Here is a 15,457-nt window from a genome sequence, read left to right as displayed (position 1 = left end):
GACGCCATGCTGATCGGTACCGCGGCCCCCGGGCCGCACGGAGCGTCCGCCGGAGGACAGGGACCGCACCCGCCCGGCGGCCAGGAGGACCGGGTCGTCGCCCGCATCGCCGAGCTGGAGAAGCGGCTGGGCGACCCCACGGACGAGCACGGCGAACTGTCGTACGCCAGGCTGCTGGAGGCCGACGAGCGCGCCGAGCTGTCCGAGCCGGGCGAACGGGCCCTGGACGAGCTGGTGCTCAACGCCGACTTCGTGCCATGCGAACACGGTGGGCGGCTGGAGCGGATCGACACCCTGGTACGGGTGATGCGGCAGGTCTTCCGGCGCGACATCGCGCTCGGCCTCGGCTACGGCGTGACCTCGTTCATGGCCGCCGTCAACGTGTGGAGTTCGGGCACCGCCGAGCAGCAGCGACGCCTCGCCGAGCTGCTGCTCGACGGGCAGAAGGTCTCCGTCGCCTACCACGAGCTGGCGCACGGCAACGACTTCGTGCGCAACGAGTTCCAGGCCCGGCCGGCCGACGGCGGCTATCTCCTCAACGGTGCCAAGCAGGTCATCAACAACGCCGACCGGGCCGCCGCCTGGGTGCTGTTCAGCCGTACCAGCCCGGCCCCCGGCAGCCGCAGCCACTCCGTGGTGCTCGCCGAGCGGGCCGACCTCGACCAGGACCGGTTCCGCATCCTGCCGCGTTACAGCGCGGTCGGCGTACGCGGCTGCCATCTGTCGGGCCTGGACTTCACCGACTGCCCGGTGCCCGCATCCGCGCTCGTCGGCGAAGAGGGCAAGGGCGTCGAACTGGCCCTGCGCGCCTTCCAGGTGACCCGCAGCGCCGTCCCCGGCATGGCGATCGGCGCCACCGACACCGCCCTGCGCACCGTCGTCGGCTTCGCGCTGGGCCGGCAGCTGTACCGCAAGTCCGTGATGGAGATCCCGCACGCCCGGTCGACCCTGGCGACCACCTTCCTCGACCTGCTGATCTGCGACAGCCTCTCGCTGGCCGCGACCCGCGCCGTCCACGTGCTGCCGGAGGAGACCAGCGTCTACGCGGCCGCCGTCAAGTACCTGGTGCCCAAGATGCTCACCGACGCGATGTACGACCTGTCGATCGTGCTCGGTGCTCGCTTCTACGTCCGCGAGGGCGAGTTCGGGATCTTCCAGAAACATGTGCGCGACCTGCCGGTGCTCAGCCTCGGCCACGCCGGCTCGGCGGCCTGCCAGGCCACGATCATCCCGCAGTTGTACCGGCTCGCCCGGCGCTCCTGGTTCAGCGACGATCCGGCGCCCGGCACCCTGTTCCGGCTGCGCGAGGACCTGCCGGGCATCCCGTTCGAGCGGCTCACCCTGGCCGGCGGCCACGACGGGCTGAGCGCCTCGCTGGTCGCCGCCGTCGACCTGCTGCCCAGCGGCAGCCCCGAGGAGCGGGCGGCGCACGGCATCACGCTGCGCTTCATGGACGAGCTGCGCAGGCTCCAGCAGCGGAGCCTGAACCTCGCTCCCCAGGACCGCACCGCCCTGGCCAGCCCGGCCGCCTTCGCCCTCGCCGACCGGTACGCGGTGCTGCTCGCCGCCGCCTCGGTGATCGGCGTGTGGCAGCAGGCCCAGGACGGCGACGACCCCTTCCTCGCCGACCCGGCCTGGCTCGCGGCCGCACTGCACCGGCTGGGCCGACGGCTCGGCCTCCAGCTCCCCGACCTGCCCGACTCCTGCGAGACGCGGCTGCACGACGAGGTGCTCCGCCGCTTCCACGAGACACGCAGCTACGACCTCTACAACGCGCCGCTGGCCGGCTGATCCCGCCGTCGGTGCAGACGCACCGCAGACCTCCCCGAGGAGCACAACATGGCCGTTCCCACCACCGGACGCACCACCGACGAGCTGACCGCGTGGCTGTCCGACCGCATCGCCCTCTACCTCAAGCGCAAGCCGGCGGAGATCGACCCGGCCGTGCCGCTCGCCGAGTACGGCCTGGACTCGGTGGCCGCGCTCAGCCTGTGCGGCGACATCGAGGAGGACTTCGACCTGATCCTCGAACCGACCGTCGCATGGGACTACCCGACCGTCCAGGCGCTCGCCTCCCACCTCGCCGAGAGCCTGGCCATCGAGGCGGCGGCGGGCTGATGGACCGGATCGCCATCGTCGGCATCGACTGCCGGTTCCCGGGGGCGCCCGACGCGGGCGCCTACTGGGACCTGCTCATGCGCTCGGGGGACGGCATCGGCACCGTCCCCGAACAGCGGTGGGCCGCCCGGGAGTTCCACTCGGCCACCCAGGCCGAGGGACGCTCCAACACCACCCAGGGCGGCTTCATCGACGACCCCGACGCGTTCGACAACGAGTTCTTCACCATCTCGCCCCGCGAGGCGGCCGCCATGGACCCGCAGCAGCGGCTGCTGCTGCAGTGCGCCTGGCGGGCCGTCGAGGACGCGGGCCTGCCCCCGCAACGGCTCGCCGGCACCGCGACCGGCGTGTACGTCGGCATCATGGGCAACGAGTGGGCCCAGCTCCACCTCACCGACTACGACCAGGTCACCGCCCAGGCCGGGTCCGGCAACGGCTACTGCATGACGGCCAACCGGATCTCCTACCACCTCGACCTCAAGGGCCCGAGCCTCGCAGTCGACACCGCCTGCTCGTCGTCCCTGGTCGCCGTGCATCTGGCGGGCAACGCCCTGCTGTCCGGGGAGTGCGACTACGCCATCGCGGCCGGCGTCAACGTGGCGCTGACCCCTGCCCTGTCGATCTTCTACACACAGGCCGGGCTCTCCGCGCCCGACGGCCGGTGCAAGCCGTTCAGCGCGCAGGCCGACGGCATCGGCCGCGGCGAGGGCGTCGGGGCGGTGGTGCTGCGCCGGCTGGAGGACGCTCTCGCGGACGGCCAGCAGGTGTACGCGGTCGTCCGGAGCACCGCCGTCAACCAGGACGGCCGCAGCAACGGCCTGACCGCGCCGAACCGCTGGGCCCAGCAGGACGTCATCGCGGCCGCCTACCGCCGCGCCGGCGTCGAGCCGGCCGACATCGCCTTCACCGAGGGACACGGCACCGGCACCGCGCTCGGCGACATGATGGAGGCGTCCGCGCTGGGCCACCACCACGCCGGCCGGACGGGCAAGCCGATGGCGCTGGGCTCGGTCAAGGGGAACCTCGGCCATACCGAGGGCGCGGCGGGTATCGCCGGGCTCATCAAGGTGGCCCTGTCGCTGCACCACCGTACCGTGCCGGCCAGCCGGTTCGCGGCCAAGGAGAACGAGCAGCTCAACCTGCGCCAGAAGGGGCTGCGGCTGCTCAAGGCCCCGCTGCGGCTGCCGCGCGGCACCACGGTGGCCGGCCTCAGCAGCTTCGGCATGGGCGGCACCAACGCCCATGCCGTCCTGGAGTCCGCGCCGCCGCAGGCCGCCCGTCCGCGCCGGGAGCCGGCCGTCGACGCCACCGGGATCGGCACGGCGGTCTTCACCCTGACCGCTCCGGACCCCGTCGCCCTGCGTCGCAACCTGGTCGCCCAGGCCGACGCCATGGCGGCCCGCCGGGCACCGGTCGGCGCCGTCGCCTGGACCTCCAACCGGGTCAAGTCCGGCCACCGCTACCGTTTCGCGGTCTCCGCGCAGAACACCGACGCGCTCGTCGAGCAGCTCCGCGCGGCCGCCGCCGACCCGGATCTGCTGGCCCGGCTCACCGGCGCGCCCGGCGCCAGGCCGCGCACCGCGTTCCTCTTCACCGGCCAGGGCTCCCAGTACCCGCGCATGACGGCCGGCCTCTACCAGGACTCGCCCCTCTACCGCCGCTTCCTCGACGAAGCCGACACCGCCCTGCTCCCGCACACCGGGGGCTCGGTGCGCGATCTGCTGCTGGCCGGCGACGAGTCGGTGCACCAGACCCGCTGGGCGCAGCCCGCCCTGTTCGCCGTCGGCTACGCGCTCGGCCGCACCTTCGGGGAACTCGGCGTGCGTCCCGACCTGTTGCTCGGCCACAGCGTCGGCGAGTACGCGGCGGCCTGCCTGGCCGGTGTGTTCCCGCTCCAGGACGCGGCCCGGCTGATCGCCGCCCGCGGCGCGCTCATGCAGCAACTGCCCGACGGCGGCGGCATGCTGGCCGTACTTGCGGGCCGCGAGGAGCTTGAGGAGCGCCTCGCGGACGAGCCGCAGATCGGCATCGCCGTCGTCAACGGCCCGCGCGCCACCGTGCTGTCCGGCGAGCTGATGGCGCTGCAGCGCATCGACAAGGAACTCGACCGGGACCGGATACGGACCCGGATGCTGCGGGTGTCGCACGCGTTCCACTCGTACCTCATGGAACCGATGCTGGAGGAGTTCGCCGAGATCGCACGCGAGGTCGGCGGCGGCACACCCGAACTGCCGCTGTACTCCACCCTGTACGGGAGGGTGCTGGACGGCGAGCCGATGGACGCCGACTACTGGGTGGCCCACATCCGCCGTCCGGTGCTCTTCGCGGACGCGTCCGCCGAACTGCTGGCGGCCGGGCCGAGCCACACCGTCGAGATCGGCCCGTCGCCCGTGCTCTCCTCGATGACCCGCAAGCTCCCGCCGCCCGCGTCGGGAGCCCGCCCCGCCCACGTCCTGCCGGTGCGCGGCGCGGACTCCACCGGCCGGGACCTGGCGGACGCGCTCGCAGCCCTGTACCGGGGCGGCGTGACGCCCGACTGGGACGCCGCCTACGAGGAGCGCGACCGGACGGCGTACCGGCTGCCGCCGTACGTGTTCAGCGACGCGCACCGCTACTGGACCCGTGGCGGACCCGTCCGGGCCCGCCGCGACGCGCCGACCGGGGAGCCGCTGCGTCCCGTCACCCTCCAGAGCGCACCGGCCGCGGAGCGCGAGCCGGAGGCCACAGGAGTGCTCACCCTGGAGCGCGCGGCCCCCGGCGACCCGGTGACCGAGGCCGCCCTGGCGGCCATCGGCCAGGTCGGAGGCTACGAACGCGAGGAACTCAGCCCGTATCTGCGCCTGTACGAGGACCTCGGCTTCGACTCCGTGATGGTCATGGAGCTGAAGAACCGCATCGAGGAGCGGCTGCCCGCAGTCGCCGCGCTGACCGTGCAGGACCTGCTGCCCAAGCTGGCTTCGGTCGGCGATCTCGTGGACTTCCTGCGGGAGCACTGCGCGACCGAGCCCGCCACCGTTGAGGAGAGGACGGCATGACCGACAACCAGGTGTATCTCGCCTCCGTCGGCACCGCGCTGCCCGGCGACCCGGTCGGCAACGCCGAGCTGGCCAGGGTGCTCGGAGCCAACGAGGAGTGGATCGAGGTGTTCATCGGCACCAGGACCCGGCACTTCGCCCGGGACCTGACGACCGGTGAGGTGCGCTGGTCGCTGGCCGACCTGTGTGCCCAGGCGGCCGAACGGGCCGTAGAGGAGTCCGGGGTCGACCTCGCCGACATCGAGTTCGTGGTGCTGGGCACCGCCACCCCGGACACCCTGATGCCGGCCACCGTGAACAACGTGGTCGACCGGCTGGGGATCGACCAGGTGCCCACGTTCCAGCTTCAGTCCGGTTGTGCGGGTGCGGTGCAGGCGCTGAGCCTGGGCCGCACGCTGATCGCCTCCGGGGAGTACCGCACCGGCCTGGTCATCGGCGGCGACGTGTGCAGCAAGCACCTCGACCTGAACCGCGATCTGTCCAAGGCCGCGCCCAGTGACCTCGTCAACTACGTCCTGTTCGGGGACGGGGCGGGCGCCGCCGTGCTCACCGACGAGCCGCGCGGCGAGCAGGTCGCGGTGAAACAGGTGCTGAACCGTTTCACCGGACTGGGGCGCAAGCCCGGCCAGGTCATCGAGTGGTTCGGCCTGGCCGACCGCTTCGACGACCGCCAGGCGCTCACCGAGGACTACAAGGCCATCGAGGAACAGGTCCCGGTGATGGCCGTGGAGATCCTCTGGGAACTGCTCGGCGAACTCGACTGGGACGCCGAGGAGTTGGACTACCTGTTGCCCCCGCAACTGTCCGGCCGCATGACCCGGAAGATCACCGAGCAGCTCGACGTGCCGACGGCCACGGAGATCTCCTGCGTCGCCGAGACCGGCAACAACGGCAACGCCCTGCCGTTCCTGCAGATCGAGCGGCTCCTGGAGAAGATGTCGGCCGGCCAGAAGGCCCTGGCGGTCGCCATCGAGTCCAGCAAGTGGATCAAGGCCGGCTTCGCCCTGGAGAGGATATGAGCACCCAACCCGCCTACAGCCTGACCGACTTCATCGGCACCGTCCGTGACGAACTGGGCCTGCCCCTGGCTGACGAGCAGGTCGGCGCGGACTTCGACGAACTCCCCGAGTGGGACTCCCTCCACCTGCTGAAGCTCGTCACCGCTGTGGAGCAGGCCACCGGTCACTCCGTCCCCGTCGGCCGGGTACTGGAGGCCCGCAGCCTCAAGGAGATCTACGAACTGGTGGTCGCCGCGTGAACGGCACCCCCGGCCCGCACGACGAACGGCGCCGCCGCCACACCCTCTACTTCCTGGAGTGGGCGGCGGACCAGCGGCCGGTGCACCTGGACACCGAGGTCGACATGACCCGGATCCAGGCGCACCGGGCCGCCGCCCGTGCGGAGGGCACCCGCCGCTCCGTGGTGAGCTACCTGCTGTATGCCACCGGCCGCACCCTCGCCCGCCACCCCCGGGCCAACGCGGTCCTGGCGCCCGGCTGGCCGTCGGCCCTGCGCCGGCCGAAAACCGTGCGGTTCGGCCAGGTCACCGCCAAGCTCGCCCTCGACCGCACCGTGGACGGCGAACGCACCGTGCTCTCCGCCCTGTTGCCGGGTCTCGAGAGCGCCTCGCTCGGCGAGATCCAGGACCGCGTCGACCGCTACCGCGGCGAGGACACCGGCACGCTCCCCGAGTTCAAGGGCGTCAGGCTGCTCGGCCGCCTCCCCGTGCCGCTCGGCCGCGCGGCCTTCGCCGCCGCACTGCGCAACCCCCGCAGGCGCCCCGAGGTCTTCGGCACCGTCTCGGTCAGCTCCCTGGGCCACCGCGACGTCGACGGCTTCCACTCCGCGGGCGGTACGGCGGTGACCCTGTGCGCCGGCCGGATCATCGACCGCCCGGTGGTGCGCGCCGGGCAGGTCGTGCCCGCGCCGGTCATGCGGCTCGGGCTCACCTTCGACCACCGAGTGATCGACGGGGCCACCGCCGCCGACGTGCTCAGCGATCTCCGACACACCATGGAGGACTTCGATGACGGCTCCAGGGAAACCGTCCCCGGGCCGGACCTTCGGGCAACCGATCGTGATCACCGGACCGCGCGGGGACTGGAACAGAGTCCGAGGTGACCTCGCCACGCACGCCACCGCCGTCCTCTACGCACAACTGGACGACTGGCGCCCGGAACAGGCCGGCGGACCCCGGCTGCGCACGCTCCTCGGCCGTGACTGGGCCCGCTACCTGGACCTGACCCACCCGGAGGTGCGCACCCGCTTCGCCGCATCCCGGGTACTGCTGAAGTTCGCGGCCGGCGCGGCCCTGCGGGTTCCGCCCCAGGCGGTCGAACTCGGCTACACCCCCTCGGGGCGGCCGTATCTGCACGGCTACGACGGCGTGCAGATCAGCCTCAGCCACACCGAGGACCTGCTCCTTGTGGGCCTCGCCACCGGAGCGGTGATCGGCGTGGACGCCGAGCGCGCCGACCGCACCCTGTACGGGGCAGGGCTCGGACGGCACCTGTGCACCCCGCGCGAGGTGGAACTGATCGAGGCCATGGCGCCGCAGGACCGGGACCCCGCGCTGGTCCGCCTGTGGACGCTGAAGGAGGCCTACAGCAAGGCCATCGGGCTCGGCATGCAGTTCCGCTTCACCGACTTCGGCTTCGAGACCGACGGCACCCCCACCGAGGTGCGGCGCCCCGACGGGACACCGGGCACCGGCAACGAATGGGCGTTCTGCACCTACTCGCTGCTCGGGCGGTACACGATCAGCGTGGCCGTGGGGGACTCGGGCTTCGGCGTCACGACCGACACCCAGGCCCACACGATGCTCGACGACGGCATCGTCGACGCGCTCGCCGAGGCGCTCGGCGCCGACGAGCCCGGCCACCGGCGCGACGACGACTGGTGGTGAGCAGGGCCGGACAGGCCCGGGCCCGCCGTACAACCGGCCCGCAAGGGGTGGCCGGGACAGTTAAGGCCCACCGGGACGGAAGAGACCGGAGATGCACATGGACCATCTCGCCGAACTCAAGGAATTCGCCCTCCTGCACGCCAGGGGACAGGGCATGGCACCGCGCCGGGTCGCCCGGATCCTGACCGGGATCACCAACGACACCTGCGGCGACCCACGGTCCTGGGCCGCGACCTGGACCCGCGAGGGCCGCACGGCAGCCTCGCACGGACGGCTCCTGGACGCATGTGCGCACTTCGCGCTCGCCCGGTTCCCGCACCACGGCGACCCCGACCGGCAGGCCGCCGGACGGCTCGTGGTGTCCACCTTCGACATCTGGCGCGAGCGCCGACGGGACATCGTACGGCTAGAACTCCCCTTCAGGGACGGCACGGTGGCCTGCTGGGCGACCGGCCTAGACGCCCCGCGGCCGCGCCCCCTGCTGGTCGTGATGGGCGGCATCGTCAGCGTCAAGGAGCAGTGGGCGCCGCTGCTGCCGCTGCTCGGGCGCCTGGGCTTCGCCGCCGTGGTGACGGAGTTCCCGGGGGTCGGCGAGAACACCGTCCGCCACACCCCCGAGTCCTGGCGGCTGCTGCCCCACCTGATGGACCGGCTGGAGGGCCGGGCGAAGGTCTCCGACACCTCCATGCTCACGCTCAGCTTCAGCGGCCAACTGGCGCTGCGCGCCGCCACCGAGGACGCGCGGATCCGCCGGGTGCTGACCGTCGGCGCCCCGGTCGGCGCCTTCTTCACCGACCCCCGGTGGTGGCCGCGGGTGCCCGGCATCACCGCTGACACCCTGTGCCGGCTGACCGGTGCGCCGGACCGGGCCGCGCTGTGGTCCGCGCTGCCCGAACACGCCCTGACCGCACAGCAGCTGCGCCGGGTCCGGGTTCCCGTCCGGTACGTCGCCAGTGGCCGCGACGAGATCATCCCGGCCGGCGAGCAGCACCTGCTGCGCGCCCTTCCCGACCTGCGCGTCAAGACCTTCGACGACGTGCACGGATCGCCCGCCCACCTGGCCGCGATGCGGCGCTGGCTGGTCTCGCAGCTGCTGCTGACCCGTATCACCGGCCGCCGTACCGCGGCCGTCCCTGCCACCGAAGAGGACAGCGCCCGAACCCACCCCCGCACACCCACCACCCTCGCACCCGGAGAGAGGCAGTCATGACCGACAAACCCTTCACCAGGACCAAGCTCGCAACGGTGCGCCCCTGGCACAGTCTCGCCTCACTCGGAGTGATCGAGAGCGATCTGACGCCCACCCGTTTCCGGTCCGCGCCGGCCCCGCACGACACCGAGGACCGACCGGGCCGTACCCGCCGCCCGGGCCGGCGCGAGGGGGAATGAGACCAGTGGTCCCGCAGAACGTTCCAGGCCCACGTACGGCCGGTGGCGGCATCCGGCTGCGCCACCGCACCGTGCACGGCTATCGCAGAGCCTTCCGGATGGCGGGCAGGGGCGACGCCGTGCTGCTCATCCACGGCATCGGGGACTCGTCCGACACCTGGCGGGACGTCATGCCCGGGCTGGCCAAGCACTACCGGGTGATCGCGCCGGACCTGCTGGGGCACGGACAGTCCGCCAAGCCGCGCGCCGACTACTCGCTCGCCGCGTACGCCAACGGCATGCGGGACCTGCTCAGCGTGCTCGGCGTCGAACGGGCCACCATCGTGGGGCACTCCCTCGGCGGCGCGGTCGCCATGCAGTTCGCGTACCAGTTCCCGGACCGGTGCGAGCGGCTGGTGCTGGTCGGTACGGGCGGGATCGGCCGGCAGGTGACGCCGCTGCTGCGCGCGGCCTCCCTGCCCGGCGCGCAGCTTCTGCTCCAGCTCCTCCAACTGCCCACCACACGCTGGCAGATCGGGGCAGCGGTGAAGGTGCTGGAGTGGCTGCGCACCGACCTCGCCGTGGACGCGCCCGACATCCTGCGGGTGGTGGACGCGCTGCCCGACGCCACCTCGATCAACGCGTTCGTGCGCACGCTGCGGGCGGTGGTCGACTGGCGGGGGCAGGTGGGCACGATGCTCGACCGCTGTTATCTGGCCCAGGGAATGCCGACGATGCTGGTGTGGGGCGGCCGGGACCAGGTGGTGCCTGCGCTGCACGCGGGCCTCGGCCATGTCTCGATGCCGGGCAGCCGGCTGGAGATCTTCGAGGACGCCGGCCACTTCCCGTTCCGCACCGACCCCGACCGCTTCCGCGCGGTCCTGCGGGACTTCATCGACACCACCCGCCCGGCGAGCTTCAGCCCCGAGGAATGGCGCGACCTGCTCCGCAACCGCCGCCCCACCCCCCGCCCGCGCATCGCGGCAGAGCCGGCACCGACGCCGGCGGCCGAGACCGACGCACCACGCACCCTGCGCCCGGCCTGACCACGCGCCGGACGCCACGGGAGAGCGTCCAGGAGCGACAACTCCGCCCTCGGAGAGCGACCGCCCGTCCGGGCTCGCCCTCCGAGGGCCTTCTCGTGGGTCCGTGCGCCGTCACACCACCCCGGCGGCTGCCCGTGGTGAGTTCATCAGCCATACGCCTGGACGCACTTCGAGGTGGGACCAGGCGGCCGGGCCGTCGTGGCGGGCGGCGCGGACATGGTCCGCGGTGCGGCGGGCGTAGCCGTGCCAGCGGATGTCGCCGAGTCCGGCCGCGGCGGCCGCGCAGGCCTCGAGCTCCGCCAGGGAGTCGGCCGGGCGGTCCTCGACGAGGGCCAGTATCGCCAGGCCCCGCCGGGCGTCCGCGCAGCCCCGGGTGTCCCCGGCGGCCCGGGCCCGGGCGAGTGCCTGCCGGTACAGCGCCCCCGCGCGCTCCGGCTCGCCCTGTCCGAGCAACACGTCCGCCTCGCCGGTGAGACAGCGTGCCGCCCCGATCCCGTCCCCGGCCAGCGCGAACAACCGTGCCGCGTGCCGATGGCAGTCGACGGCCCGGCCGTTGCGCCGGCGCTGCCAGGACAGGTCCGCCACCGAGCGGAGCAACGCCGCCTCCGCAAGGGGGTTCCCGGAGCGTCGGGCCGCGTCCAGCGCCAGTTCGTGACTGGCCTCCCAGTCGTCCCACAGCGCGCACGCCTCGTAATAGCCGCTCATGGCCGAGGCCAGCGCGCAGACCAGGTCCCACTGGCCGCTCGTGTGCAGCCGGTGCAGCACGCCGAGCAGTCCGGCGGACTCCGCCTGGAACCAGCGCAGCGGTGCGGCCGCGGCGGGATCCTGTACGTCGAGGGTGCCGGTGTCCGCCGCGAGCGTGGCCGCCAGCCGGTCCCGTCCCGGGGTGAGCCGCGCATCGGCGGCCCGCGCCCTTAGCAGACAGGCCCGGCCCAGCCGGGCGACCGCCCCGGCCACGGCCTCCGTGCTGTCCACCTCGGCCACCATGTCCAGTGCCAGCGACCGCAGCAGCGTGTGGTAGCCGTACCGCACCTCCGCCCGGCCGTCGGCCGGCTGCCGGGCCTCCAGCAGCTGGGCTCGGACCAGCTCCTCCAGCCGCTCCTCGGCGGCCTCCGGCGCCAGGTCGAGCAGGGACTCGGCGGTCCACAGCGGGAAGTCGGGGAGCGGGGCGAGGCCCAGCGTCCGGAACGCGTGCCGCTCCGCCTCCGGCACCTCCTGGTAGGCCGCGAGCAGTCCGCCCCGAACGTCCAGGTCGCCGAGCGACAGCGCGGCGAGGCGGGTCCGCTCGTCGCCGAGCCGGCGTGCGAGATCCGCCGCCGTCCAGTGCGGCCGGACCGCGAGCAGGCCGGCCGCCACCCTGAGGGCGAGCGGCAGCCGACCGCACAGCCGGGCGATCTCCGTCATCGCGGCCGGGTCCTGGGCCATCCGCGGGCCACCCGTGGCGAGCAGCAGGGACTCCGCCTCGCGCCGGCCGAGTACGTCGAGCACGAGGTGCCGGGCATGCTCCAGGGCGCCCAGCGGCCGGCGACCGGTGAGGACGACGGTGGCGTCGGTGACCGCCGAGAGCAGCGGCCGCACGTGTGCCTCCGACACCGCGTCGTCCAGCACGAGCAGCAGATCGCGGCCCCGGGTCGCGTGGTGCAGGAGGTCCGCCAGCTCGTCCGGCTCCGTGGGCAGCGGCTCCGGACCGGCGCCGGGGGGCAGCAGCCGGCGCAGCAGTGCGGACAGCGCGGCCCGCTCGCTCAGCGCGCGGCCCCCGGAGTCCCGCAGCGGCAGCAGCACGCGCGCGGCGAACCCCTCGGCGCGATGGGCGAGTTGGACCGCCAGGGCCGTCTTGCCGACGCCGGGCCGGCCCGAGACGGCCACGACGCACGGCGTCCCGTTCCGCGACTCCGTGAGCACCTGCGCGTACCGGGCGAGTTCCGCGTCGCGGCCGGTGAAGTCGGTGAGCGCGGGGGGCAGCCAGAGCAGCGGCGCGGCGGGCCCCGCGACGGCGGCCACGGCTTCCGTCCCGGTCCCGGTCGCCGTTCCGGCCGCGACCTCCTTCCCGGCTGCGGGCCCGCCGGGCGTGGGCCGCGGGCGAGGCGCCCGACGCGGTGCCGGCCGGTGGACGGGATTCCAGGCGAGCGAGGGGTCGGAGGCGAGGACCCGGCTCAGGACGCGCTTGAGCGAGGCGTCGGGTTCCACGCCCAGCTCGTCGACCAGCGTGCGCCGCACCCGGTGGAAGGCGCGCACCGCGTCCGACTGGCGCCCGGACCGGTACAGCGCCACCATCAGCAGCTCGTGCAGGGTCTCCCGCATCGGGAACTCATGGGCCAGCGCCATCAGTTCACCGATCAGCTCCTGGTGGCGTCCCAGCTTCAGATCGGCCGAGATCCGTTGCTCCAGCACCTCGGAGCGCAGCTCTTCGAGCCGTATCGCGGTCGTCTGCAGCGACGGTCCGTGCGGGATGCCCGAGAGGGCCGGACCGCTCCACAGCGCGAGTGACTCGGCCAGCAACCGGGAGGCGGTCGCGTAGTCCCGCTCCTCATGGGCGGCGCGCCCGCGCGAGCGCAGCGACTCGAAGACGGCGAGGTCGAGGTCGCCGGGACCCACCCGCATGACATAGCCGGGCGGCTGGGTCAGCAGCGGCTGCCCGTCGGACTCCGGACCGTCGCCGTCGGCCGCCAGCAGCGCCTTGCGCAACTGCGAGACGTACACCTGCAGGGTCGTGGCCGCGGTGCGCGGGGGTTCGACGCCCCAGAGCTCGTCGATGAGACTGTGCGTGGAGATGACGCTGTTGCTCTGCACCAGCAGTGTGGCCAGCACCACCCGCGGTTTGGCGGCGGTCGGTGTGCGTGGGGCCATCCGCACTGGCCCCAGTACCCGAAAGCGCATCGGTGCTCCTTTGCGATGCCGGCCGGTACGGGACCGTCGGCGCGTTCAGCAGATCTGGAGGACGGAGGTGGACATGGCCGCCACGACGCGGATGCCCTGGGTGAAGGTGAGGTCCAGTTCGGCAACCGGCCGCCCGGCGGCATCGCGGTGCACCGCGCCGGACGCGTCGGCGGCCCGCGGCCGTACGACGCAGCGCAGCGGGAGCCCCGGCTCGGCGAACCCGCGGAACGTCGCCCGCCAGTCGGTGAGGACTGCGTGCGCGGGCGCCAGGTGGTACAGCTCGCCCACGCCGAACAGGGCGGCCTGCCGCGACACTTCGAGGAACAGCGCAGCCGGCACCTCGGATCCGGAGTCGGGCAGCACCTCCCTTGCCGCCGGGATGTTGACGGGGAAGACCAGCGTCGAGTCGTCCCCCTCCAGCGGGAGGCCGATAAGGACGTTGCGGCTCATCCGCCGTCCGACGAGTTCGGGCCCGGGAACCTCGTGCCCCGCGGGCAGTCCGCTGTGGCCGTCGGCGGACCGTTCGCTCTCCTGACGGCTGTGCGCGCGGTGGTTGCGATAGACACCCGGCATCAGGAACACCAGCCGGGCCGCCGCCTTGCCGCACTGCTCACCCTCGATGTTGATCGCGGCCTTGCAGTCCATCGCGCGCGGTACTCCCTTGACCACGTCGGTGGGCGTCAGGTCGAGGTCCAGGGTGAGCTGCGCGGTGGGGGAGGTGCGCTCCCACGGAGTCAGCGCGGTGACGGTCAGGGTGCAGTCCGCCAGCAGGATCCGCCGGTTCTGAGGGACGCGGAAGTAGTGACCCGTCGCGAACACCGCCATCTGCCGCAGCGACTCCATCGGGTACAGCAGATCGTGGAACGGGGCGGTCGAGTCGGAGAACAGCGCGTGGCGCTCGGGGAGTTGGGCGGAGAATCCGAAGCGGTGCCGGCCTGGAGGCGTGGCGGCCAGGAGGAAGCCCTCGGGGGTGTCGGGCCGGTGGACGAGGTGGTGCGGACCGAGGAAGGAGGCCGCCGGTGAGGGAGCGAGCAGTGGCCCGCTGTCCGTGAGTGGTGGGGGGGGGGGGGGGGCGCCCGGGGCCGGGGTGGGGGTGTGGGGGCCGCCGGGGGGGGCGCCCCACGGGCCGGTGGAGGGAGAGGAGGGGAGATTCATGAAGGTCCTCTGCTGCGACGGAGTCCGGACGTTGTGGTGGAACGGGCGAGCAGCTGTGAGCTTTCCCTTGAACGGTGTCCGATGCCGCTGAAGAACCGGGGAAGCCCCGGGGAAGGACCTCTGCAGTCCGTTTTCCGGGGCCGGTCAGCCCGGTTCCCGGACCGGCTCCGATGCCACCAGGGGGTGGTCGGCGAGCAGCGGCCCCGCCCCGGCGGCCCCGGCAGGGGAGCCGACCGGGGCGAAGATCTCCTGGTCGGCCCGACGGTAGTCGGCCCACTCCGTGGGCAGCGCGTCCTCGTAGAAGATGGCCTCGACCGGGCACACGGGTTCGCATGCGCCGCAGTCCACGCATTCGTCCGGCTGGATGTACATCTTGCGCGGACCCTCGTAGATGCAGTCCACGGGGCACTCGTCCACGCAGGCCTTGTCCTTGATGTCGACGCAGGGCTGGGCGATCACGTACGTCATGAGGAACTCCCCACGGTCCAGGTGTCGTTGCCTTTGATCAGGGCGGCCAGGTCGCCCTTGCCGTTCTGTTCGAGCGCGGCCTCCAGCTGGGCGGCCATCTGCGTGTCGTAGACGGGCCGTTCGACGTCGCGGAAGACGCCGATCGGAGTGTGGTGCAGGGTCTGCGGGTCGGCCAGGCGGGACAGTGCGAAGGCGGTGGTGGGGGAGGCCGCGTGGGCGTCGTGGACCAGGACCCGGGCCTCGTTGTCCGGGGTGACGGTGACGACGCCGAGTTCACCGGTGCGCGGGTCGCGTACGACTCCGCGCGCACCGTCCGCGCCGAAGCGGATCGGCTGCCCGTGTTCGAGGCGGATGACCGCCTCCTGGGCCTGCTGCTTTTCTTTGAGGGCGTCGAAGGCGCCGTCGTTGAAGATGTTGCAGTTCTGGTAGATCTCGATCAGTGCGGTGCCCGGGTGGGCGGCAGCCTGGCGCAGTACCTCGGTCAG

13 protein-coding genes and 1 pseudogene are annotated in these 15,457 nt (G+C 73.0%); 10 read left to right on the top strand and 4 right to left on the bottom strand.

Annotated features, from left to right (window positions below; translation table 11 throughout):
* Positions 1-6 precede the first annotated feature (6 nt).
* The 10 genes from AB0N07_RS36520 to AB0N07_RS36475 all read left to right on the top strand — a co-directional run bounded on the left by AB0N07_RS36520 (position 7) and on the right by AB0N07_RS36475 (position 10,472).
* Positions 7-1,791, top strand: a complete 1,785-nt coding sequence (locus AB0N07_RS36520) for an acyl-CoA dehydrogenase (RefSeq protein ID WP_365842696.1) — start codon at positions 7-9, stop codon at positions 1,789-1,791.
* 48 nt (positions 1,792-1,839) lie between these two features.
* Positions 1,840-2,118: an acyl carrier protein gene (locus tag AB0N07_RS36515; protein WP_365842694.1), complete on the top strand. Its 279-nt coding sequence runs from the start codon at positions 1,840-1,842 to the stop codon at positions 2,116-2,118.
* Complete coding sequence (locus AB0N07_RS36510; RefSeq protein ID WP_365842692.1) at positions 2,118-5,153, top strand: type I polyketide synthase; 3,036 nt, start codon at positions 2,118-2,120, stop codon at positions 5,151-5,153. Before AB0N07_RS36515 ends, AB0N07_RS36510 begins: the two co-directional genes overlap by 1 nt.
* Positions 5,150-6,172 carry a 3-oxoacyl-ACP synthase III family protein gene (locus tag AB0N07_RS36505; RefSeq protein WP_365842690.1) on the top strand — a complete coding sequence of 341 codons (1,023 nt, stop codon included), beginning with the start codon at positions 5,150-5,152 and terminating at the stop codon, positions 6,170-6,172. The genes AB0N07_RS36510 and AB0N07_RS36505 overlap by 4 nt, the downstream gene beginning before the upstream one ends.
* Positions 6,169-6,411, top strand: a complete 243-nt coding sequence (locus tag AB0N07_RS36500) for an acyl carrier protein (RefSeq protein ID WP_365842688.1) — start codon at positions 6,169-6,171, stop codon at positions 6,409-6,411. The genes AB0N07_RS36505 and AB0N07_RS36500 overlap by 4 nt, the downstream gene beginning before the upstream one ends.
* Complete coding sequence (locus AB0N07_RS36495) at positions 6,408-7,274, top strand: 2-oxo acid dehydrogenase subunit E2 (protein WP_365842686.1); 867 nt, start codon at positions 6,408-6,410, stop codon at positions 7,272-7,274. The genes AB0N07_RS36500 and AB0N07_RS36495 overlap by 4 nt, the downstream gene beginning before the upstream one ends.
* A complete protein-coding gene (locus AB0N07_RS36490; protein WP_365842736.1) occupies positions 7,228-8,058 on the top strand; it encodes a 4'-phosphopantetheinyl transferase superfamily protein in 831 nt (276 codons plus the stop codon). The genes AB0N07_RS36495 and AB0N07_RS36490 overlap by 47 nt, the downstream gene beginning before the upstream one ends.
* 97 nt (positions 8,059-8,155) lie before the next feature.
* Positions 8,156-9,268, top strand: coding sequence for an alpha/beta hydrolase (locus AB0N07_RS36485; RefSeq protein WP_365842684.1), 1,113 nt, complete (start codon positions 8,156-8,158; stop codon positions 9,266-9,268).
* Positions 9,265-9,447: a hypothetical protein gene (locus AB0N07_RS36480; protein WP_365842682.1), complete on the top strand. Its 183-nt coding sequence runs from the start codon at positions 9,265-9,267 to the stop codon at positions 9,445-9,447. The genes AB0N07_RS36485 and AB0N07_RS36480 overlap by 4 nt, the downstream gene beginning before the upstream one ends.
* Positions 9,444-10,472, top strand: coding sequence for an alpha/beta hydrolase (locus AB0N07_RS36475; protein ID WP_365842680.1), 1,029 nt, complete (start codon positions 9,444-9,446; stop codon positions 10,470-10,472). The genes AB0N07_RS36480 and AB0N07_RS36475 overlap by 4 nt, the downstream gene beginning before the upstream one ends.
* 111 nt (positions 10,473-10,583) lie before the next feature.
* Here AB0N07_RS36475 and AB0N07_RS36470 read toward each other — a convergent pair whose 3' ends face one another.
* The 4 genes and pseudogenes from AB0N07_RS36470 to AB0N07_RS36455 form a co-directional block, all read right to left on the bottom strand.
* Positions 10,584-13,349, bottom strand: coding sequence for a BTAD domain-containing putative transcriptional regulator (locus tag AB0N07_RS36470; RefSeq protein ID WP_365842678.1), 2,766 nt, complete (start codon positions 13,347-13,349; stop codon positions 10,584-10,586).
* Positions 13,350-13,394: 45 nt separating this feature from the next.
* The gene (locus AB0N07_RS36465) at positions 13,395-14,504 is read right to left on the bottom strand and encodes an AfsA-related hotdog domain-containing protein (protein ID WP_365842676.1); all 1,110 of its coding nucleotides are present in this window, start codon (positions 14,502-14,504) and stop codon (positions 13,395-13,397) included.
* Between the two features lie 144 nt (positions 14,505-14,648).
* Positions 14,649-14,972, bottom strand: coding sequence for a ferredoxin (fdxA, locus tag AB0N07_RS36460; RefSeq protein ID WP_365842674.1), 324 nt, complete (start codon positions 14,970-14,972; stop codon positions 14,649-14,651).
* Positions 14,969-15,457: pseudogene (locus tag AB0N07_RS36455) on the bottom strand (2-oxoacid:ferredoxin oxidoreductase subunit beta); the annotation flags it as partial. The pseudogene AB0N07_RS36455 and the gene fdxA, both read right to left, overlap by 4 nt.

Source organism: Streptomyces sp. NPDC051172 (genome assembly GCF_040682555.1).
Taxonomy (GTDB): Bacteria; Actinomycetota; Actinomycetes; order Streptomycetales; family Streptomycetaceae; genus Streptomyces.
This window is presented reverse-complemented; position numbering and strand designations above follow the sequence as displayed.